The sequence below is a fragment of the Streptomyces sp. NPDC001530 genome (assembly GCF_042894545.1).
In the GTDB taxonomy this organism is placed as follows: domain Bacteria; phylum Actinomycetota; class Actinomycetes; order Streptomycetales; family Streptomycetaceae; genus Streptomyces.
On the sequence record NZ_JBIAVS010000003.1, the window covers coordinates 274,036 to 293,968 of the forward strand.

Below are 19,933 nucleotides of genomic sequence, written 5' to 3' on the forward strand. Positions count from 1 at the left end.
GTTACCCATGCCCCTGGGGAGGCGCGTGCGTCCCCCACGGGGACCCCGATTTGGGCGGCCCGGCCGCCTGGTGGTTGGCTGGCCGCACACCCCCGAGGAACCAATTGCTGGAGGAAGTGCCATGGCGCAGGTCGAGGCCACGACGGAGCGGGTCATCGCGGCGGACGCGGAGGCGGTGTTCGACGCCCTGGCCGACTACAGCGGCACGCGCGCGAAGCTGCTGTCCGAGCACTTCAGCGAGTACGAGGTGCGCGAGGGCGGCGACGGCGAGGGCACCCTCGTTCACTGGAGGCTCCAGGCCACCAGCAAGCGCGTCCGTGACTGCCTGCTCGAAGTGAGCGAGCCCACCGACGGCGAGCTCGTCGAGAAGGACCGCAACTCCTCGATGGTCACCACCTGGAGGGTCACCCCGGCCGGCGAGGGCAAGTCCCGCGTCGTGATCACCACCGTCTGGAACGGCGCCGGCGGCATCGGCGGCTTCTTCGAGAAGACCTTCGCCCCCAAGGGCCTCGCCCGGATCTACGACGCGGTGCTCGCCAAGCTCGCCACCGAGATGGAGAAGTAGTTCCACGCGGTCCGCGCGCCAAGGGGCAGCCATAGAGGGCCCGTTGGTGGCTCACCGTTTCGAGTGGACCTCCGCGTGGCGGGGCGGTACGCCGTAACTCGTCGCGCTTGCTCGCAGTTGTCGCGATAAGCGGGAATTGTGCGGTGGGCGCGACGAGGGGAGCGGTACGTGGGCGGGATCACTCTGATGAAGGACCAACCGGCTGCCGCGCCCCCGCAGGACTCCACTTCGGCGTCGGCCGAGTCCGTCCAACTGGGCCCGCGCCAAGTGCGGTTGGTCTTCTTCGGACTGATGCTCGCGCTGCTGCTCGCCGCCCTCGAGCAGATGATCGTGGCCACCGCGCTCCCGAAGATCGTCGGCGAGCTGCACGGCCTGGACAAGATGTCCTGGGCGATCACCGCCTATCTGCTCACCTCCACCGTCGGCCTTCCCGTCTACGGCAAGTTCGGCGACCTCTTCGGCCGCAAGGGCGTCTTCCAGTTCGCGATCGTCGTCTTCGTCGTCGGATCGGCTCTCGCCGGCTGGTCGCGCACCATGGAGCAGCTGATCGCCTTCCGCGCGATCCAGGGCGTCGGCGCGGGCGGCCTCATGATCGGCGTGCAGGCGATCATCGCGGACATCGTGCCGCCGCGCGAACGCGGCCGCTTCATGGGCCTGATCGGCGCCGCGTTCGGCCTCGCCTCGGTCGCCGGCCCCCTCCTGGGCGGCTATTTCGCGGACCACCTCTCCTGGAGGTGGTGTTTCTACATCAACGTGCCCTTCGGCCTCCTCACGCTGGCAGTCGTCACCGTCGTACTGAAGCTGCCGAAGCCCACCGCCAGGGGGCGCGTCGACCTGCTCGGTGTACTGCTTCTCGCCGCCGCGTCAACGTGCCTGGTGTTGCTGACCAGTTGGGGTGGCACCGAGTACGCGTGGGGCTCGCGGGTCATCCTGGGACTCGGGGCGGGCGCGTTCGCCGCGACCGTCCTCTTTTTCGTCGCCGAGCACTTCGCGGCCGAACCCCTCATCCCCCTGCGGCTGTTCAAGGACAGCGTCTTCAACATCACCGCACTGGTGGGCCTGGTCATCGGCGTCGCCCTCTTCGGGGCCGCCAGTTACCTGCCGACCTTCCTGCAGATGGTCGACGGGGCCAGCGCCACCGAGTCCGGGCTCCTGATGCTCCCCATGATGGGCGGCATCGTCGGCACCTCGATCGTCTCCGGGCAGCTCATCAGCCGTACCGGCCGCTACAAGGTCTACCCGGTCCTCGGCAGCGCCCTCTCGGCCGTCGGCATGTGGCTGCTGTCGCGCCTCGAAGCGGACACTCCCCGGCTGCACTACAGCATCTGGATGGCCGTGCTGGGCGCGGGCATCGGCATGGTGATGCCGGTCCTGATCCTCGCCGTGCAGAACTCCGTACGTCCGGCCGACCTCGGCACCGCGACCAGCGCCAACAACTACTTCCGGCAGATCGGCGGCAGTGTCGGAGCCGCGATCTTCGGCACCCTGTTCGCCCATCGGCTCACCGACGCGCTGGCCGATCGGCTGCCCGCGCGCGCGGGGACCGGTCTTCCGGACTCGGAGTCCCTCACCCCACAGCTCGTCCACGCGATGCCCGCCGCCCTGCGCGACGACTACATCGGGGCCTACGCGGACGCCATGCCGCGGATCTTCCTCTACCTCGTGCCTGTGCTCGTCCTCGGCCTGCTCATCGCTGTCTTCCTCAAGGAGACCCCCCTGTTGACCAGTTCAGCGTCCCACAACGCTCCTACCGCCGACCCGGAGTCCGTACAGGTGAACGTCCCGATCCCGCAGGCCCGTTCGGCGTACGGCGCCGGAATTCCCGTCTGCGGCACGGTGCAGCACCCCGACGGCACCGTCGTGCCACGCGCGGCACTCACCCTCATCGACGTCGCCGGACAGCAGATCGGACGGGGCGCCAGTGGAGAGGACGGGCGGTACGCGCTGTCCACGCCCGGCTCGGGGTCGTACGTCCTGATCGCCGCGGCGGGCGGCCATCAGCCGCAGGCCGTCTCGGTGACCGTTGGCGAGCGCCCGGTGGAGCTGGACGTCGTCCTCGGCGGCGCAGGACGCCTCGCCGGAAGCGTGCTGACCGCGGACGGCACCCCGGTGCGCGAGGCCACCGTCACGCTCACCAACGTCCACGGTGAGGTGGTAGCAACCAGCCGCAGCGGGCGCGAAGGCGGTTACGTGATCGCGGAGTTGGTGGCCGGCGAGTACACCCTCGCCGCCAGCGCGCCCGCGTTCCGCCCGGCCGCCCTCCCCGTCACCGTCCAGGCCGCCCGGGAGACCCGCCAGGACGTCGAACTCGCCGGCGGTGCGGTGCTGCGCGGCACCGTACGGGCGGGCGGCGGACGCCCCGTCGAGGACGCGCGCGTGACACTCCTGGACGCCGCGGGCAACGTGGTCGACACGCTCACCACCAGCGCGGACGGAACGTTCCGTTTCGTCGACCTGTCCTCCGGTGAGTACACCGTCATCGCGGCGGGCTACCCGCCCGTGGCCACCGTGCTTCAAGTCGCCGGGGGCGGCAGGACGGAACGGGACTTGCAGCTGGGGCACGAAGACTAGGCAGATGGAGGCGTTGCGCGGCCCGAGTGCGCCGGAGCCGCCCCTCGAGAGGTCAATTCCCGTATTGGCACACATCGCGACGGGCCGCCGCCGTACCGTAGTGGAGGCGGCACAGATCTTGCGGAGCCGTGGGGAGAAAGGGCCTGGGCCATGGACCGTGGCACCGAAGTCGGCGCGGCTCCCAGCCACGGAGCTGGGAACGGCGCGGTGGAGCACGCCGCCGCCGGCCGCATCCCGCTGGCCGTGGTGGTCGTGGACCGCGACGGCCTGGTGTCGCACTGGAGCACCGGCGCCAGGCGCCTGTTCGGCGCTCCCAAGGAGGACGCGGTGGGCCGCCCCGCCGTCGACCTGCTCCCCGTCTCCGGCGCGCTCCCCGAGGACGACGACGCGGCGCCGCACGGGGCGTACGCGGCATACGACGGACTCGGCCCCGACCTGGAGTCCTCCCTCGACGGACGGCTCTCCTACCCGGCCGCCGGACGCGCCCGGCTCACGGTGGCCGGCCCCGACCGGATCGACGTCCTGTGGTGGGCATACCCCTTGGTGGGCCCCGGACGGGAGCGGCTGCTGGTGCTCGCCGCCGACGCGGCCGCGATGCGCCTCGAGGACGACGAGGTGGCCGTCGAGCGCATCGCGCCCGGCTTCGCCCTGCACACCGACTTCCCCGGTGCCGAGGAGCTGGCCCGCCGGCTGCCCGAGATCCTGCCCAGCATGAGCGTGGGCGAGAGCGCCCGCATCGTCGCGCAGGTCCTCGAACTGGGCTATCCGGTCCTGGAGTTCAGCCAGAACGACCGGGTGCCCGTCACCCCCGACTGGGGTGTGCCCCGACGGGCCGAGCGCAAGGCGCGCCGCGAGCGGGCGGCCCGCGCGGCGGTCTCCGGCGAGCCGCTGCCGCAGGACGTCCAGGACGACGAGGGCGAGGACCTCGAATACGTCGCCGTGCGCGAACGCCTGGAATTCCTCAACGAGGTGAGCGGCCGTATCGGCACCTCCCTCGACCTGGCGCAGACGATCATCGAGGTCAGCCGGGCCGTCGTGCCCCGCTTCACCGATGTGGCGGGCACGTACCTGCGGGAACAGGTCGTCGCCGGTGAGGGCTTCCCCGAAGGGGTGCCCGACACGACCACCATGTGGCACCGGGTCGCCGTGGAGCACACGGACGAGCCGGGCCGCTGGGACGACGTCGTGCCGGTCGGCGAGGCCATGCCCTTTCCGGCGCACACACCGTTCTTCCATTGCATGACCACCGGTGAGCCCGTCCTCGTGCCGCGCATCAGCGAGCAGATGGGGCACATGATCGCCGCGCAGTTCGAGAAGCGCGACATCAGGCCTCTCATCACCAACCGCTCCATGCTGGTCGTACCCCTGAAGGCCCGCAATGTGGTCCTCGGATTCATGATCCTGCTGCGCCACCCCGAGCGGGTCGAGTTCAACGACATGGACCGGGTCACCGGTGCCGAACTCGCCGCCCGCGCGGGCCTCGTGCTCGACAACGCGCGCATGTACACCTACCAGGAGAGCGTCGCCGAGACCCTCCAGGACAGCATGCTGCCGCACATAGCGCCCCGCATGTCCGGCTGTGACATCGCGACCCGCTATCTGCCCGGCACACTCCTCGGGCGGGTCGGCGGCGACTGGTTCGACTCGGTGAAGCTGCCCGGCTCCCGCACCGCCCTGGTCGTCGGCGACGTCATGGGCCACGGCCTCAACTCGGCCGCGATGATGGGCCAGTTGCGCACCGCCGTCCAGACCATGGCCGCACTCGACCTGCCGCCCGCCCAGCTGCTGCGCAACCTCGACGACCTGGCCCAACGGCTCGGCGACAGCTACCTCGCGACCTGCCTGTACGCCGTCTACGACCCCATCGCCGGCGAGCTGCACATCGCCAACGCGGGGCACATCCCGCCCGTCCTGGTCCGTGCCGAGGACGGCCGCAGCGAGCTGCTCGACCTGCCGACGGGCGCGCCCATCGGAGTCGGCGGAGTGCCCTTCGAGGCGGTAAGCGTGCCGGTGGCGCCCGGCGACCGGCTCGTGATGTGCACCGACGGCCTGGTCGAGGTGCGCGGCGAGGACATCGGTGTCGGCCTCGCCACGCTCTGCGAGTCCGCCGCCCACCCGGCCGCGTCCATGGACGACGCCTGCGACACCATCATCCGAGCCCTCAACACCCGTGGCGGCCGCAAGGACGACGTCGCCCTGCTGATGGCCCGGCTCAACGGCATCGAACCCGAGGACGTCGCCGAGTGGCGGCTCGCGCTCGACCCGATCGAGGTGGGCCGGGCACGCGCCGTGGTCCGCGAACAGCTGCAGGTGTGGGGCCTGTCCGCGCTGGCCGACAGCGCCGAGCAGATGGTCAGCGAGCTGGTCACCAATGCCGTACAGCACGCGCACAGCCACCAGATCGAGCTGCGGCTCGTCCGGGGCGACACGCTCTTGTGCGAGGTGGACGACGACGACCACACGCTGCCGACGCTGCTCAGCGCCGGGCCGGGCGACGAGTTCGGGCGCGGCCTGCGCGTCGTCAGCACGCTGGCCCGCGAGTGGGGGACCAGCCGGACCAGCGCGGGCAAGACCGTGTGGTTCGAACTGACGCTGCCGCGACGCTGAACCGCTCGCGCGACGCCCGGGCGTCAGGGGGCGCGGGCGGCGTGCGAAGGCGTACGGTATCGAATGCGCCGTGAAGGAATGCGCCATCCGCTTGTCGCTTCGCGCGGGGCGCGATAAACCGTTCTGGCCTGCCAAGTCCCGGCGGGCTGCGGTGTCAACCTGGGGAGCGGCCATGAGCGTGACGAGTCGGTACCGGGAAGCCTGGGAGGGCTTCTGGCGCGAGGCTCCTGAGGAACAGGGGGCGGTCTTCTGGGATGCCGAGCCCGCGCTGACCGTCGGCGTCCATCTCACCCTCTTCGAACCGCACTTGGCGGCCCGCGACCTGCCCGTCGTGGACCTCGGCTGCGGCAACGGCACCCAGACCCGTTTCCTCGCCGACCGTTTCCCACACGTCGTCGGCGCCGACCTCTCGGCCGCGGCACTCGACCACGCCCGCCTTGCCGACCCGGCGGGCCAGGCCGTGTACCGGCCGCTTGACGCGGCGGAGAAGACCGAGGCGCAGACGCTGCACGCCGAGCTCGGCGACGCCAACGTCTATATGCGGGGCGTCCTCCATCAGGCCGAGCCGGACGACCGCCAGCCGTTGGTGGACGGCCTGGCGACGCTGGTGGGGGAGCGCGGCCGGGTCTTCCTCGTCGAACTCGCCGAGGCCGCGGGGCTGGTCCTGAGGGGTCTGGCGCAGAGCCCCGACGGCCCGCCGCCCAAGCTCGCTCCGATCTTCCGGCACGGCATCGCCCCCGGCGAGGTCGCGGACGCCGCGGTCCCCGAGTACCTCGGCGCCGCGGGCCTCACGGTCCTCGCGAGCGGCGAACTCCCGCTCGTCACGACCGAGTACACGGCCGACGGTTCGCGTATCGAACTTCCGTCGAAGTGGCTGGTGGCCGGGCGTATCGGATGATGGCAGTGGTCTGGGCCGGTGGGATCCACAGGGTCTGCCGGGCCCGGGCCGATGCGCGTACGGTTTGGGGCATGAAGATCCTCATCTCTCGAGTCTGGCGCCGTGGCCTGGGTCGCCGTGCGGAAGATGGCAGTTCGTTGGGCTACTCAGGAGCGTTGAAACCCACTGCGGCCCACGGCGACAGATGTCGGAACTGATGTCAGGACTTTGGAGAGGTCACTCCTGGTAGTCCGCCGCCGAAGTCATCGGGCATCTGCGGGCCGCCGCGCTCGACGGACGCAGTCGGCCGCACCGAATTCCTGACCGGTTCTCAGCGCCCGGCGGGGGGATCACCCCACCATCCAGTTCGAGTGAGCCCACAAGGTGTGGAAGTTCACCGACCGGCAGAGCTGGGCGGGCGCTGGCGCGGCTGTTCCTTGCGATGTGGCCCGTGGGAGACAGGTATCGGATGCTCTTGGCGCTGGCTCGCGGGCACTTGGGAGCCGAACGCGTAACGGGGATCCTGGCTCCGATCCAAGACGCGGCGACGGACATTTTGGAGAGGGGACAGCGGGAGGGAGTTTTCCATTCCCGTGGCGCTCAGCGCCGGACTGGAAGCGCTGACGGTCGCCTTGCTGGAGAGCGTTAATGACGGAGTACTGGATGATGATGTCGTCCCTCTCGTCATCGCCACCCTGATCGCTGCCGGGGTGCCGGAGAAGCGTGCGAGTGACGTGGTCGTGGACGTCTCTTCCGCGATCAGTGCCAAGCCGGGCTTCGGTGATGGCACCTGATCCCGGTCACTGCGCCTCCATCGAGCCGAGCCGCGCCGCGGCCACGAGGTGGGAGTCTGCTCCTGCTCGCAGACTCCGGCCTCGGGTAGCTGCTGTCACGGCACACACCGGGTCGAGAGACATCAGAACTGTGGGTGACTCTGCCGCCACCCACCTCGGTGAGCCATAGCTTCAGGGGAATCCTGGATGGCTTGCTCGGACCAGATCGTCTTGCCGTTCTGGCCATGGCGGCAGCCCCATCGTCCGCCGAGTTGAGCGACGAGGAACAGGCCGCGTCCCCCCTCGTCGGTCGTGCGGGCACGCCGCAGGCGGGGTTGGGTGCTGTTGGAGTCGGCGACCTCGCACACCAGGACGTTGTGGCGAATCAGACGGAGGTCCATCGGCGGACGACCGTAGCGGATGGCGTTGGTCACCAGTTCGCTGACGATGAGTTCGGTGGTGAAGAGGAGGTCGTCCAGGCCCCACATGGTGAGTTGGCGGGTCATCCACTTTCGAGCCTTGGAGACGGCGGCGGGATCGGGCGGGATCTCCCAGTGAGCGGTGTCCTCCGCAGGGACGGCGCGGGTGCGGGCCAGCAGCAGGGCCGCGTCGTCGCGCGGCGCCTGGTCTGCCAGGTCGGCGAGGAGAGCCCGGCCGGTTTCGTCCAGGGCACGATCCGGACGGCAGTACGCGGCGAGGGCTTCCGTTAGGCGCCGCAGGCCTTGACCGATGTCGCGATCGCCCCGTTCGACCAGGCCGTCGGTGTAGAGAGCGAGGACGCTGCCCGGCTCAACGTCGATCACGGTGGTCTCGTACGGCATGCCGCTGAGGGCGAGTGGTGGCCCCGGGGAGATCCCGACTGCTTCGGCGGTCCCGTCGAGCCGGACCACGACGGGTGGCGGGTGGCCGGCACTGGCCATGGTGCAGCGCCTGGTGACCGGGTCGTAGACCGCGTACAGGCATGTGCCGCCGACGATGTCGCGGTCGCCGAGTGGGGCTTCGGCCGCGAGGCGCTGGACCAGGTCGGCGATCCGGGTGAGCAGCTCGTCCGGTTCGAGTTCCAGGTCCGCGAGCGTCTGGATGGCGGCGCGGAGGCGGCCCATGGTGGCGCTTGCGGGCATGCCGTGGCCGACCACGTCTCCGGCGACAAGGGCCACCCGGAGAGAGGGCAGAGCAATGGCGTCGTACCAGTCGCCGCTGCTGCCTGCTCCCCCGCCTGCGGGCAGGTAGACGCCGGCAGTCTCGGCTGCCGGAGTGTCGGTCGTGGCCGGGGGAAGGAGGCGCCGCTGCAGCGCTACGGCCGCCCTGTGCTCGCGCGTGTAACGGCGGGCGTTGTCGATGGCGAGCGCACCCCGTGAGGCGATCTGCTTCATGAGATCCGCCTCGTCCTCGGTGAAGAGGTCGGATCGGCCGCAGCGCCAGGCCGTTATGGCGCCGAGCGTGAGCCCGCGGGCATGCAACGGTGCCACCATCACCGAATGGGCGCCCTTCGGGACGAGATACTCGACCAGGTGCGGGTCTCTGACCATGGCGATGAAGTCGTCAAGGCCGAAGACGACTGGCTCGCCGTGTCGGAAACTGTGCAGCAGGGGGTGGTCGGGAAGGGGCGGGATGGACTCGCCGCGCTTGATGCCGGCCGGCCACACCGCGGTGGCCGGCGCAAGGGCCGCGTTGCCCATGTTTCCACCGTTCAGCTGCTTCGAGGGTTCTTCCCCGTCGGAAACGGAGTACGCAAGGTCGACCGCGGCGAGATCCCCGAACGCAGGTGCGAGAACGTCCGCAAGGTCCTGTGCGGTGCGCACGACATCCAGGGATCCTCCTACTCGCTCGGCCACCTCGCGGGCGAGATCCAGATGACGGCGGGCGCGCATCTGGTCGGCGTTGTCGAAGTACAGGGCTGCGACCCCCGTGGGGCGTCCTCGCGCGTCCTCCAGACGGAAGGCGGACAGCGACACCGCGTGCTGCCGCGCCGGATCGTGCCGCCAGCTCACTTGCTGGTTTCTGCGGATTACTGGGGCACCCGTCTCGATTACCTGGCGCAGTAGTGCCTCGAGGTTCTCGGCGTCCTTGGCGTCCAGCACGTCGCTCAGCCGAGCGCCGGGCTGTACCGGACGGCCGTCGAAAGTGTCCGGCACGGCGTTCGTCTGCACAGTGGTGAGATCCGTGTCGTACACAGCGATGGTGATCCGGTTCTGTGCGGACAGCGCACGCAGCAGCGCCGCGCCCTGCTCGTGGCCGGCGACGTGGTGAGTAGGGGCCGCCAGGACGAGGACCTCCGCCGAGCCGGAGCCCCCCACCTTGGTGGTCCGGAAGGTGACATCGATGGTGTCGCCGCACTGGTGCCACAGCCGTACCCGGCCGGACGCCGGTATCTCCGCGTCGCGCAGGTCGTCCGGGAGGCCGGCCACCAGTTCCCGCACGGGGCGGCCACAGACCTCCTCGGCGCGGAACCCCGTCAGCTCCTCTGCTGCCCCGGACCACCGCACCACCGCGCCTCGATGGTCGAGCACGGCGGCTGCCGGACCGTCGCAGGCGTGCGACCTGCCGCTGGGACCGGAGCCGGAGACGCCCGTCGATCCTTGGGAGGCGCCTGCCGAGTAGGCGTTTTTGACATTCTCTATGTCCATCTGTGGCTTCCTTCTGTGGCTTGCTTTGCGACAGCCCGTGGCTCGAGAGGTCGGCATGCTGTGGCGGCGGTCGGCCGCCCGGTCGGCAGCGCGTCAGACCGCAACGGCGTTGGAGGGCAGGTCTTGTTCGGCCCAGACGACCTTGCCGTCCGTTGCGGAGCGGGAGCCCCACCTGCGGGACAACTGAGCGACGAGGAAAAGACCGCGGCCCTTCTCGTCGATGATGTGGGGATGACGGGGGCGTGGGTGGCTGGTGTTGCTGTCGGAGACTTCGCAGGTCAAGACCTGGTGATGGATGAGCCGTAGGCGGATCGGCCCGCCGCCGTAGCGGATGGCGTTGGTGACCAGTTCACTGACGATCAGCTGCACGGTGGCCACCAGATGCTCGAGCCCCCATTCGCTGAGCTGACGGGCGGCTGCCTGCCGGGCGATGCGGACAGCGGCCGGAACGTTCGGCAGTTCCCAGGAGGCGACCTGGGCCGGTTCGAGTCCGCGAGTCCGCGCAAGGAGCAAGGTGACATCGTCGGCCGGGGCCTGAGTCGGCAAGGTCTCGATCACGTGAGAGCACAGGTCTTCCAGGGACGAACCGGACTCTGCCAGGGCGGCGCCCAGGCGATCCAGGCCCACGTCGATGTCCTCGTCGCGGGACTCGACCAGACCGTCGGTGTAGAGCGCGAGCAGAGTTCCCTCGGGCAGTTCCATCTCCACGGACTCGAAGGGGACCAGACCGAGGCCGAGGCCGAGCGGGGCCCCGGAGGGCATGTCGGGGAATGTGATCTGGCCCTGCGGGCCGATGATCGCGGGCGGGGGATGCCCGGCCCGCGCCATCGTGCACCGCCGGGTGACCGGGTCGTAGACGGCATACAGACAGGTGGCGCCCACCGCCGCGGGGAGCTGGTCCGGAGCGTCGGCATCTTCCTCGCTCAGCCGCCTGACCGTGTCATCGAGGTGCGCCAGCAGTTCGTGGGGAGGCAATTCCATGTTCGCGAGCGTGCGGACGGCGGTGCGCATTCGGCCCATCGTCGCCGCGGCGTTGATGCCGTGTCCGACCACATCTCCGACGACGAGGGCCACCCGGGCGCCAGACAGCTTGATCACGTCGAACCAGTCGCCCCCCACGCCGTGGTCCGTGTCAGCCGGCACATAGCGCGAGGCCACATCGAGGGCGGCGCCGCCTCCCACATGGTGGGGGAGCAGGTCGCGTTGGAGCGTCAGGGCCGCGGTGCGTTGGCGAGCGTACTGGAGAGCGTTGTCCAGGCTGAGCGCGGCCCGGGTGACGAGCTCCTCGGCGAGGAGGAGGTCGTCCTCCTGGAACGGCGTCTGCTCCTCGGTGCGGCCGAACACCGCCAGTCCCAGCACACAGCGCCGCGCACGGATGGGTACGACCATCAAAGAGTGGATGCCGCTGTCACGGAGCTTCTGCGTCCGCACAGGGTCGTGACTGACCCAGGGGCCTGAATAGGTGTCCAGCACCGATTCCAGGTAAGACGTGCCCGTGCGCAGGACGGTGGCGAACAGCGAGGTCGGGAAGGGGCGGATCACCTCTTGGCGCACCCACGGCAACTTGAGGATACCCAGGTCGATGGAGGCCAGACCAGCACGGCGCAGCACAGGTGGGGCGCCGTTCGCCTTGCCGGTCCCCGCCGAGGGATCCACGCCGAACGGAACCGACTCCATCAGGTCGACGACTGCGTGGTCGGCCAGCAGGGGCACGGCAAGGTCGGCCAGTTCCTGCCCGGTCCGCATGACATCGAGGGTGCTGCCGATGCGCGTGCCGGCTTCGCTGAGGATGGCAAGGCGCTCGCGCGCCCGCCGGTTGCCGGTGACGTCCACGCTCATGGAGCACACTGCCAGCGCCGTGCCGTCCGCGTCCAGGAGGCAGAAGAACGAGGCCGAGAACGCGTGCTCCCGGCGCCGGTCCGTCGACGACCACGCCCGGTACTCGTGGACCATGGTGGTGCCATTCTCCAGCACCTGCCGCATCACCACCTCGAGCGCTTCGGCCTCGACGGCGGGCAGTGAGTCCCGCAGGCGGCGTCCGAACCATCGCTCACGAGGAGTGCCGTGGTGGCGCTCCATGACGTCGTTGACCCAGGTACAGCGCAGCTGCGGGTCATAGACGGCGATGCCGATCGGTGCGTGGGCCAGGAGAGACTCCCGCACAGCTCCGTTGGACGCCCCCGAGGACAGGGTGCCTATGTCGGTCACGGACACCAGCCACCGGGTGCCGTCGTCCTGCCCCCACAGCGGCGAGATCCGCAGCGTCATTTTGATGGCGTGGCCGTCGCGGTGGCGGACCGTCACGGTGCCGGACCAGCCATCCTGGGCACGGCACCGCTCGGCGAACGCTGAAGCACTCGGGGCGTCCTCGGCGGGCGGCAGCACGTGTGCGGCGGACCGGCCCACCACTTCCCGGGCCGAGTACCCGACAAGCTGCTCGGCGGCGTGCGTCCACCCCACGACGGTCCCCTCCGCATCGAGCATCGCTATTGCCGCATCGGGTATCTCTCGGGGGCTCACCGGTTCGGCGAGCGGCGTGTGGTCGGTGATCGTCATCCGGTTCTTCCCATCGGTGCGGAGGTGTGCGACAGCGTCGGCATGTGCGCCGTCGGCCCGATGGACGACTTTGTCCACTTCTGATGAAATAGTCAGATACGACCGCTTTATCGTCAAGTCCCCCGAAACTGATCAAATCGCCAGATGTGACCGCACGCTGTCACATCACGCAACCGCGGAGTCGGGACTGGTGGGCCGGGGTGGACAGTCGAGACGGGCAGTGCGATGATGAATTCATCAGAACTGCTGCTCTTATTTATGGAGCATGCCGATGCCAGCCCCACGCAGGAACCGATTCGAACGCCGTCGCGCCGAGACCCGCCAGGCACTAGTCCGCGCCGCGCGGCAGATCCTGGCCGAGTCCGGCGGCATCAGCGCCAGCATCCATGCCATCGCGGATCGCGCGGACGTGGGCCTCGGCTCCTTCTACAACCACTTCACGGGCAAGCCGGACCTGTTCGACGCGGCCGTGGCCGATGCGCTCGAGGAGTACGCCCAAGCCGTCGACGAGCGCCTGCACGGCGTCGATGATCCCGCCGAGCGCCTGGCTGGGGGCGTGCGGCTCAGCGCGCGCATGGCCGAGTCATACCCGGAGATCATGCAGATCCTGTGCCACAGCCAGCTCGGTCGGATATGCGCCGGCGACGGACTGGCTCCGCGGGCGAAGCGCGACGTGGAGGAGGGCGTGGCCGCAGGCCGGTTCACCGTGGTCGACCCGGTGATCGCCCTGACCGTGCTGAACGGCAGCCTGCTGGCGCTCCTGGAGCTGTGGTGCAACCAGCCCGAGGCCGACAGCGACCAGGCCGCAGGCACAATGGCCGAGATGATCCTGCACATGCTCGGCCTTTCCCCGGATGAGGCCCGTGACCTCGCCCGGCGGCCCCTTCCCGCTGCAGCGTGAACAGGATCCTGTCGCGCACCGGCCGACTGGCGCCGACTGCGCACCGGTTCCCGCAGCCTGCGTAAGGCTGGTCTCTCTCGCCTGCTGTCGCCGCCCTGCAGCCTCAGAGTTGGATGGCCAGGTGGCGGGGTCCGCGGAGCATGGCGTTCTGGCGGTAGGGGGGCGGGTCCTGGGCCAGGCGTGCCGTGCCGAGGTGGGGGAGCAGTGCGCCCAGTGCGGCCTGGGCTTCGATGCGGGCGAGGGGTGCGCCGTAGCAGACGTGGATGCCGCTGCCGAAGCCGAGGTGCTCGTTGTCCGGGCGGGTGGGGTCGAACCGGTCGGGATCGTGGAACCGCCTGGGGTCGCGGTTGCCCGAAGCCAGCACCAGAACGACGGGGGTACCTTGGGCGATCGGCGTACCGGCGACCTCGATGTCGGCGAGCGGGAGGCGCTCACGTATGTGGACCGGTGGTTCGTAGCGCAGCAGTTCCTCCACCGCTCGCGGCAGCAGGTCGGGGTCACGGCGCAGCTGGTCCAGGTGCTCGGGTTGGCGCAGCAGGGTGAGCACCCCGTTGGTGATCAGGTTGACCGTGGTCTCGTGTCCCGCGATGAGGAGCAGCACGGCGGTTTCCGCGAGTTCCTCCTGGGTGAGCCGCAGGGCCGGGTCCGGTTCGTTGACGAAGGCGGAGAGCATGTCGTCGCTCGGCTTGCCACGGCGCTGTTCGGCGAGGTTCACCAGGTACCCGCCCATCTCGATGCGCGCCTGGTCGCCCGCCTTGTCCGTCTCGGTGGTGTCCTCCTCGGGCCTGACGTCGGCGGCTGCGACCAGAGCGTCGGACCAGGCCCGGAACAGCGGCTCGTCCTCGCGCGGTACGCCGAGCAGGCGGCAGATCACCGTGACGGGCAGTGGGTAGGCGAAATCGTCGACGACGTCGATCTGCCGGCCCGCCTCGAAGGACTCCATCAGTTCCTTGCTGATCCGGTCGATCTCGCCGCGCATGGCGTCGACCCGGCCCGGGCTGTGCGGCGGGCCGAAGGGCCGCATGGCGAGGGTGCGCAGCCTGTGGTGCTCCGGGTCGTCGAGCCGCAGGAACGGCAGCTTGTGTGTCACTTCGCCACGGTTGCGGGGGTCGACACTCATCCGCGGGTCGTGGAGCAGAGCGGCGATCTCGTGGTAGGTGCCGACCAGGTAGCTGCCGTCTGCCTGCCGCACCACGGGACCGGCCTCGCGGAGTTCCGCGTACAGCGGGTAGGGGTTGGGGCGACTCGCGTAGTCGGTGATCCGTGCCAGCAAGGTCTCGGAGGCCATCGTGGCTCCTCGTGGTTGGGCGGGACGTGGGTCGGTCCGTGGGCTACACCACCGTCAGCCGTCGATCGGGAAGGTGACCGGTGAGCGCCACGGTGGGGCCGTGGGACAGCCCGCTCGGATCCGGCACGTCGGACGGAATCGCGATGTCGGCCGCGATCGCACGGTCCTGGGCGCCGGGCGGGGGCGGGAACGGAGCAGCCGTCTCGATGAGGTGCCGGTAGTAGTCGAGCGACTTGGCCATGTCGACGGTGACCGCGGCGGTGACCCGCCCCTGGTAGCCGTAGACCATTGCCAGACGGCGCGCCTCCAGGGAGCCCTGGGCGATGACCACGTGGTCGGAGTAGGTGGGCACGCCCACCGACTTGATGTTGAGCCCGAACTGGGTCGACCAGAACGACGGGACGGCCAGGTGCGGGCGCTGCAGGGGCCCCGGATTGACCATGTTGTGAGCCGCAACCTCGGCCTGCTCGACCGCGTTGCCCCAGTGCTCCAGGGAGAGCATCTGGTACCCGAACAGCGGGTGCGGGAAGCGGGAGACGTCACCGGCCACGAAGACGTCGTCGGTGACGATTCCGTACATGTTGAAGGCCCGGCATCCGGCGTCGCAGGCGATCCCACGCGGGCCCGCCGCCAGCCCGGACTCCGCCAGCCATTCGACGTTGCGTACCGCGCCCAGTGCCACGACGCAGACGTCGGCGTCGACGCGGCTGCCGTCGGACAGCTCCGCACCGGTGAAGCTGCCGTTCCCGCGCAAGGCGGTGCGTCACCCCGGTGCGCAGGTCCACGCCGTGGTTGCGCTGCATGACGGCCGCGAGCTTCGACAGGGTGCCACCGAGCGCGCCCACCAGGGGTGCGGGGCCGCGTTCGGCGACCGTGACCTCCAGTCCCCGTTCCCGGCAGGCCGAGGCGATCTCCGAGCCCGTGAAGCCGCCGCCGATCACCAGCACGCGCTCTGGCCCGGCGGCCAGCCGCTGGGCCAGTCCCCCGGCGTCCTCGCGGGTGCGCAGGGTGAACACCCCGTCCAGAGCGGATTCCTCCGGGTTGGGCCAGGGCCGCGCGCGGGTCCCGGTGGCGATCAGCAGCCGGTCGTACGGCAGTGACTCGCCGTCCTCCAGCAGCACCTGTTTCGCGAGCAGATCCACCCCGGTGGCGCGCACGCCCAGCCGCCAATCGGCGTTCGGGTCCTGGCGCATCGGCAGCCCGGTGGTGTCCGCCGTCGCCTGGCCGAGCAGCACCTGCTTGGACAGCGGCGGTCGGTCGTAGGGCGGGTGGGGCTCGTCCCCGACCACGGTCAGTGAGCCGGTGAAGCCCTCCTCGCGCAGCGCCTCCGCGGCCCTGAGCCCGGCCAGCGACGCGCCGACGATGACGATGCGGCCCTCCTTGAGGTCACCGGGCACCGGCGCTCACCTCCTCACCGAGGAGGATCGCCTGCACGGGGCACGCCGCCGCGGCCTGGCGCACGCGCTCGACCTGGTCGTCGGGGACGGCCGTGGCGTACAGCAACCCCTCCTCCCCGTGCAACTGGAACACCTCCGGCGCGAGGAAGACGCACTGCGCATAGCCCTGGCAGCGCGTGAGATCCACAACGGTCTGCATCCCCACCACTCCCTCCGTTGTCGCACCCCCTCGTTTCCAGCATGGGGCCGGATCCAGGCGCCCGCATGCCACGGCTCCAGCGAGGGAAATCCCGGGCAACTCGTCCGCCCAGGGCGACGGCTCAGCCCAGGGCGTGGTCGAGTCCGAAGGCCGCACCGATGAGGGAAAGGTGGATGAACGCCCCGGAGTAGCTGGCAAGTTGCTCGCCGGTGTGGTTGATCTCGTCGGTGTACAGCCCGAGATGGCCGATGCAGGTGAGCATCTCCTCGAAGGCCAGGCGGACTTCGTCCAGGCGGCCGTCGCGGTCTCGGCGAGGACGTCGAGCTGTTCATGCCGCTGCCGGCCGTGCGGGCCATTTTCGCCGCCTCGACAGTTCCATACGTCGTATGGTAATCCTTGGAGAGCACTTCCATACGCCGTATGGAAGAGTTTGCTCGGACCACGCCAGGCGCCGTACATCGCCTGCCTGCAGCCGATGGTGCAGATCGCACAATCGGGAAGGAAAGACCATGAAGAAGCTCACGAGGCGCGTTGCCGTCACCGCTTTCTCCGTGGCGGTCGCGGGTGTCGCCGTTCTCGGCGCCGGGGGCACCGCTTCGGCCGCGACTTCTGCATCCGCGCACGTCCAACGCCCGGCCTTCAGTGTCAACGCCGGCGACTACCGCTGGGACCACGGTGTCGGCTACCTGCTCGAACTGGGCTACTCCTGGGACGAGATCTATGGCCGGCACCACGACGGCCGGGATGAGATCAGCGGTCGCTGAACGCCGCCCAGGCAGGAGTGAAAGTCGATGGAGTCTTTGAAGACCGTCATGCAGGGGGTGGCCGTAGAGCTTGTCATCTCGCGCACCTACTCGCTGTCCATGCGCATGAGCCTGCGCTACGAGCCCACTGATCCCTATGTCGTCCGTGCCGCCTTTTTCACCGACACCGACGAGCCGGCCGAATGGGTCCTGGGGCGTGATCTTCTGGCCGATGGCCTGACGGGTTCCGCGGGCTGTGGGGACATCCAGGTCTGGCCGGCCGTCGGCCGTGGTGACCAAGCGATGTACATCGTCCTCGGGTCTCCGGCGGGCACCGCCTTGCTCGAGGTTCCCGTGCAGGACGTCAAGGCCTTCCTGGAGAACACGGAGGCGCTTGTGCCACGGGGTACCGAGTCCGGGCACATCGACTGGGAGCTCGAACTGGCGAACCTGTTCGCAAAAGGCTGAGAGAAGCCTCCCAACCGCCGTGCCGCTGGGGACCTTTGACCCGGCGACAGAAGAGAAGGAAAGAGAGTTCATGTCCCAGTACCAGCTTCGTGTCTACACACTGCGCAGCCCTGAGGCGCTCGTCGCCTACGAGAACATCTGGGCCAAGCACATTCCCGGTATGGCCAAGCACAGGATCGCCACGCACGGCGTCTGGACGGTGCCTGCGGTCCCCGGGAGTGAGGAGCGCCAGCTGTACGCCCTCGTTTCCTACCGCGACGCCGACGACGTTCAGGAGCGGCTGGGGGCATACCTGTCCAGCCCCGAATTCCGTGCGGACATGGAGGGCTTCGACATCAGTCAGATCGTCGGCGTCGCCGAGTCCGTGCTGACGCCCACCGCCGACTCACCCTTGCGGTGACGGGTACCGAGCCGCTCGAAGTCTGCGGCGACGTTCTCGTTCGTGTCAGAACGCCGCGCAACTCCGCCAAGGCGCCCGCCGGACGGCAGCGGGCATGGACGAGATCGGCCAGGTCGGGGGGAGTTGCGGAAGACCCGGTTGAGTGCCCGTCGGTACGGGCGGCCGACGCCCGGTGACATGGAGGCCCAGCCGACCGGGGGGTGAACGCGTACCGGCGGCACCGTGCGCCAGGCTGCTGCCGCGTCCGCAGCTCGGCCGGCCGAGTCATGCACAGGGTCGTCGTCCGGAGTGCGACCGACCGTCCGGCAGCGTCCAGGGTCCTGGCAACTGCCGGACGCTCCGGTTCCTGGGACCGTACGAGACCGCGGACGACGCACACCATCCAGGCGAGCGAACCAGCGGCAAGGGTGAGCGCGAGGTGGCGTAGGGCGGGCTGTGCCCGTAGAGCGCGCACGTGGATCCGCCGACGGTGTACACCACCAGGTCGGCCACAGATCGGTCGCCCGGCCCAGCCGCAGCACACCGCGCATCTGCAGCGGCCGCATGGAGAGGGCCTTCCCGGATGTGATGGGTGCCTCCTCATGCGCCGCAGCCTGAGCCCGCCCGACCACGGGCCGCAGGCGACCTCCAGGGACAGAAACCACGGCCCGTCCCGCCCGTTCGGGTGCCGTACGTAGGTCCGCAGGAGTGACCGCCACCACGGGCGGCGAATCCCCCTCGCTGACCTACGGCTTGATAACGTACATCGTATGGAAAGAGCGAAGCGTACCCCTAGAGGTACTCGGAAGAGGGATGTGCCTCTGACCGAGGCAGGGATCTGCACCTCCGCCCTGCGACTCATCGACGCGGACGGGGTCGAGGCGCTCACGATGCGCAAACTCGCCGCCGCGCTGGACGCGAACCCAATGTCGCTGTACCACCACGTGCCGAACAAGGAAGCATTGCTGCGTGGCGTGGCGAGAATGGTCGGCGCCCGGTTCCGCACCGTGACACTGGAGGACGCTCCCTGGCAGGAGCGCATGCGCCTACTTGCCACGGATTTCCGGACGTTGGCACACCGTCATCCCAACCTCATGGCCTACTCGTTCAGCCAGCCGGACTTCATCCAGCCCGAAGATCCCTTCTGGGTCGCGCTCACCGCCGTCCTGGACGCCGCAGGGGTGCCGCAGTCGGAGATCCCGCAGCTCGCGGCGCTCGTGTGCGCCGTCGTCATCGGCGTGATGATCGCCGAGCTCAACGGCGCGCTCCACCGGTGGTCGAACCTCCAGCCCACCACACCCGCCTCCGGCGAGGGCGGGCCGACGAGCGAGGGCCTTGGCGAGGACCGGATGTTCCGCCTGGTGCTGGACACGATCATCAGCGGCATGGAAAGCCGGCTCACAGCCGATCACGCCGGTGGGCGCGACGGCCAGCCCCCGCAGAACTCCTTGGGCGCCTCCGGACGCATCCCCCGTCAACTCCGCCCACCGGCCGCACGCTGCGAAGGAGAGCCCCCGGGGAATCCCGTCTCGGACATGGCGGCCGGTTTCGACCCGAAAGAGCAGTGAGGGTCAAAAGCCCAGACATGCTGTTTTTGTTCAGCCCGGGGATGTGCTTGGCCCAGATGGTCTGGTAGGCGGCGAGCGCCTCGGGGATGTGCAGTGTGTAGACACGAAGCTGGTACTGGGACATGACGGGCCACCGACCCGGTCATCGCCCTGACGGTGGTCAACGGCAGCCTGCTGGCGCTCCTGGAACTGTGGTTCAACCGGCCGGAGGCCGACATGGACCAGGCTGCGCAGACCATGGCGGAGATGCTCCTGCACATGCTCGGCCTTTCCCCGCACGAGGCTCGCCACGTCTCCTGGCGTCCCCTTCCCACTGCGACGTGAAGGGGCCCTGTGTCCCCGCGGCCTCACAGTTGGGCGGGCAGGGTGGCGCGGCCCGCGCAGCATGGCGTTCTGCCGGTTGGGGGGGCGAGT

16 protein-coding genes and 1 pseudogene are annotated in these 19,933 nt (G+C 69.6%); 11 read left to right on the forward strand and 6 right to left on the reverse strand.

Annotated elements, in window-relative coordinates; all coding sequences use genetic code 11:
* Positions 1-121: 121 nt before the first annotated feature.
* From ACFY0T_RS06820 to ACFY0T_RS06840, 5 genes are all read left to right on the forward strand, one after another.
* Complete coding sequence (locus ACFY0T_RS06820) at positions 122-565, forward strand: SRPBCC family protein (RefSeq protein WP_388865272.1); 444 nt, start codon at positions 122-124, stop codon at positions 563-565.
* A gap of 168 nt (positions 566-733) precedes the next feature.
* The gene (locus ACFY0T_RS06825; protein WP_388865274.1) at positions 734-3,136 is read left to right on the forward strand and encodes an MFS transporter; all 2,403 of its coding nucleotides are present in this window, start codon (positions 734-736) and stop codon (positions 3,134-3,136) included.
* Between the two features lie 150 nt (positions 3,137-3,286).
* On the forward strand, positions 3,287-5,743 hold the full coding sequence (locus tag ACFY0T_RS06830; protein WP_388865276.1) for a SpoIIE family protein phosphatase: 2,457 nt from the start codon (positions 3,287-3,289) through the stop codon (positions 5,741-5,743).
* A gap of 172 nt (positions 5,744-5,915) precedes the next feature.
* Positions 5,916-6,641, forward strand: coding sequence for a class I SAM-dependent methyltransferase (locus ACFY0T_RS06835; protein ID WP_388865278.1), 726 nt, complete (start codon positions 5,916-5,918; stop codon positions 6,639-6,641).
* 572 nt (positions 6,642-7,213) lie between these two features.
* Positions 7,214-7,414, forward strand: a complete 201-nt coding sequence (locus ACFY0T_RS06840) for a hypothetical protein (protein ID WP_388865279.1) — start codon at positions 7,214-7,216, stop codon at positions 7,412-7,414.
* A gap of 122 nt (positions 7,415-7,536) precedes the next feature.
* On the opposite strand, the gene ACFY0T_RS06845 is transcribed toward ACFY0T_RS06840, so the two are convergent.
* Both ACFY0T_RS06845 and ACFY0T_RS06850 read right to left on the reverse strand, forming a co-directional pair.
* A complete protein-coding gene (locus tag ACFY0T_RS06845; RefSeq protein ID WP_388865281.1) occupies positions 7,537-10,020 on the reverse strand; it encodes a SpoIIE family protein phosphatase in 2,484 nt (827 codons plus the stop codon).
* 93 nt (positions 10,021-10,113) lie between these two features.
* Positions 10,114-12,576: a SpoIIE family protein phosphatase gene (locus tag ACFY0T_RS06850; RefSeq protein WP_388865283.1), complete on the reverse strand. Its 2,463-nt coding sequence runs from the start codon at positions 12,574-12,576 to the stop codon at positions 10,114-10,116.
* Positions 12,577-12,841: 265 nt separating this feature from the next.
* Between ACFY0T_RS06850 and ACFY0T_RS06855 the strand changes: the two genes are divergently transcribed.
* Positions 12,842-13,477 carry a TetR/AcrR family transcriptional regulator gene (locus ACFY0T_RS06855; RefSeq protein WP_388865285.1) on the forward strand — a complete coding sequence of 212 codons (636 nt, stop codon included), beginning with the start codon at positions 12,842-12,844 and terminating at the stop codon, positions 13,475-13,477.
* Positions 13,478-13,580: 103 nt separating this feature from the next.
* Here the strand turns inward: ACFY0T_RS06855 and ACFY0T_RS06860 are convergent, their stop codons facing one another.
* The 4 genes and pseudogenes from ACFY0T_RS06860 to ACFY0T_RS06875 form a co-directional block, all read right to left on the reverse strand.
* A complete protein-coding gene (locus ACFY0T_RS06860) occupies positions 13,581-14,765 on the reverse strand; it encodes a cytochrome P450 (protein WP_388865287.1) in 1,185 nt (394 codons plus the stop codon).
* A gap of 43 nt (positions 14,766-14,808) precedes the next feature.
* A pseudogene (locus tag ACFY0T_RS06865) lies at positions 14,809-16,162 on the reverse strand (NAD(P)/FAD-dependent oxidoreductase).
* Entirely contained in the window at positions 16,152-16,361 is a 210-nt protein-coding gene (locus tag ACFY0T_RS06870) for a ferredoxin (protein ID WP_010982020.1), read from the reverse strand. Before ACFY0T_RS06870 ends, ACFY0T_RS06865 begins: the two are co-directional and overlap by 11 nt.
* A 121-nt stretch (positions 16,362-16,482) precedes the next feature.
* Positions 16,483-16,623: a hypothetical protein gene (locus tag ACFY0T_RS06875; RefSeq protein WP_388865289.1), complete on the reverse strand. Its 141-nt coding sequence runs from the start codon at positions 16,621-16,623 to the stop codon at positions 16,483-16,485.
* 247 nt (positions 16,624-16,870) lie between these two features.
* On the opposite strand from ACFY0T_RS06875, the gene ACFY0T_RS06880 reads away from it, so the two are divergent.
* The 5 genes from ACFY0T_RS06880 (at position 16,871) to ACFY0T_RS06900 (ending at position 19,843) form a co-directional block, all read left to right on the forward strand.
* Positions 16,871-17,125 (forward strand): hypothetical protein, encoded by a 255-nt coding sequence (locus ACFY0T_RS06880; RefSeq protein WP_388865291.1) that lies wholly within the window; start codon positions 16,871-16,873, stop codon positions 17,123-17,125.
* A gap of 27 nt (positions 17,126-17,152) precedes the next feature.
* Positions 17,153-17,572: an SsgA family sporulation/cell division regulator gene (locus tag ACFY0T_RS06885; RefSeq protein WP_388865293.1), complete on the forward strand. Its 420-nt coding sequence runs from the start codon at positions 17,153-17,155 to the stop codon at positions 17,570-17,572.
* Positions 17,573-17,642: 70 nt separating this feature from the next.
* The gene (locus tag ACFY0T_RS06890; RefSeq protein ID WP_388865294.1) at positions 17,643-17,972 is read left to right on the forward strand and encodes an NIPSNAP family protein; all 330 of its coding nucleotides are present in this window, start codon (positions 17,643-17,645) and stop codon (positions 17,970-17,972) included.
* 794 nt (positions 17,973-18,766) lie between these two features.
* A complete protein-coding gene (locus tag ACFY0T_RS06895) occupies positions 18,767-19,519 on the forward strand; it encodes a TetR/AcrR family transcriptional regulator (protein WP_388865296.1) in 753 nt (250 codons plus the stop codon).
* Between the two features lie 144 nt (positions 19,520-19,663).
* Positions 19,664-19,843, forward strand: coding sequence for a hypothetical protein (locus ACFY0T_RS06900; protein ID WP_388865697.1), 180 nt, complete (start codon positions 19,664-19,666; stop codon positions 19,841-19,843).
* Positions 19,844-19,933 lie beyond the last annotated feature (90 nt).

Excerpts from the sequence above, each read along its gene's own strand:
- ACFY0T_RS06820 (WP_388865272.1), top strand. The coding sequence starts at position 122 with ATGGCGCAGGTCGAGGCCACGACGGAGCGGGTCATCGCGGCGGACGCG.
- ACFY0T_RS06830 (WP_388865276.1), top strand. The coding sequence starts at position 3,287 with ATGGACCGTGGCACCGAAGTCGGCGCGGCTCCCAGCCACGGAGCTGGG.
- ACFY0T_RS06835 (WP_388865278.1), top strand. The coding sequence starts at position 5,916 with ATGAGCGTGACGAGTCGGTACCGGGAAGCCTGGGAGGGCTTCTGGCGC.
- ACFY0T_RS06845 (WP_388865281.1), bottom strand. The coding sequence starts at position 10,020 with ATGGACATAGAGAATGTCAAAAACGCCTACTCGGCAGGCGCCTCCCAA.
- ACFY0T_RS06850 (WP_388865283.1), bottom strand. The coding sequence starts at position 12,576 with ATGACGATCACCGACCACACGCCGCTCGCCGAACCGGTGAGCCCCCGA.
- ACFY0T_RS06855 (WP_388865285.1), top strand. The coding sequence starts at position 12,842 with ATGCCGATGCCAGCCCCACGCAGGAACCGATTCGAACGCCGTCGCGCC.
- ACFY0T_RS06860 (WP_388865287.1), bottom strand. The coding sequence starts at position 14,765 with ATGGCCTCCGAGACCTTGCTGGCACGGATCACCGACTACGCGAGTCGC.
- ACFY0T_RS06870 (WP_010982020.1), bottom strand. The coding sequence starts at position 16,361 with ATGCAGACCGTTGTGGATCTCACGCGCTGCCAGGGCTATGCGCAGTGC.
- ACFY0T_RS06875 (WP_388865289.1), bottom strand. The coding sequence starts at position 16,623 with ATGCTCACCTGCATCGGCCATCTCGGGCTGTACACCGACGAGATCAAC.
- ACFY0T_RS06880 (WP_388865291.1), top strand. The coding sequence starts at position 16,871 with ATGAAGAAGCTCACGAGGCGCGTTGCCGTCACCGCTTTCTCCGTGGCG.
- ACFY0T_RS06885 (WP_388865293.1), top strand. The coding sequence starts at position 17,153 with ATGGAGTCTTTGAAGACCGTCATGCAGGGGGTGGCCGTAGAGCTTGTC.
- ACFY0T_RS06890 (WP_388865294.1), top strand. The coding sequence starts at position 17,643 with ATGTCCCAGTACCAGCTTCGTGTCTACACACTGCGCAGCCCTGAGGCG.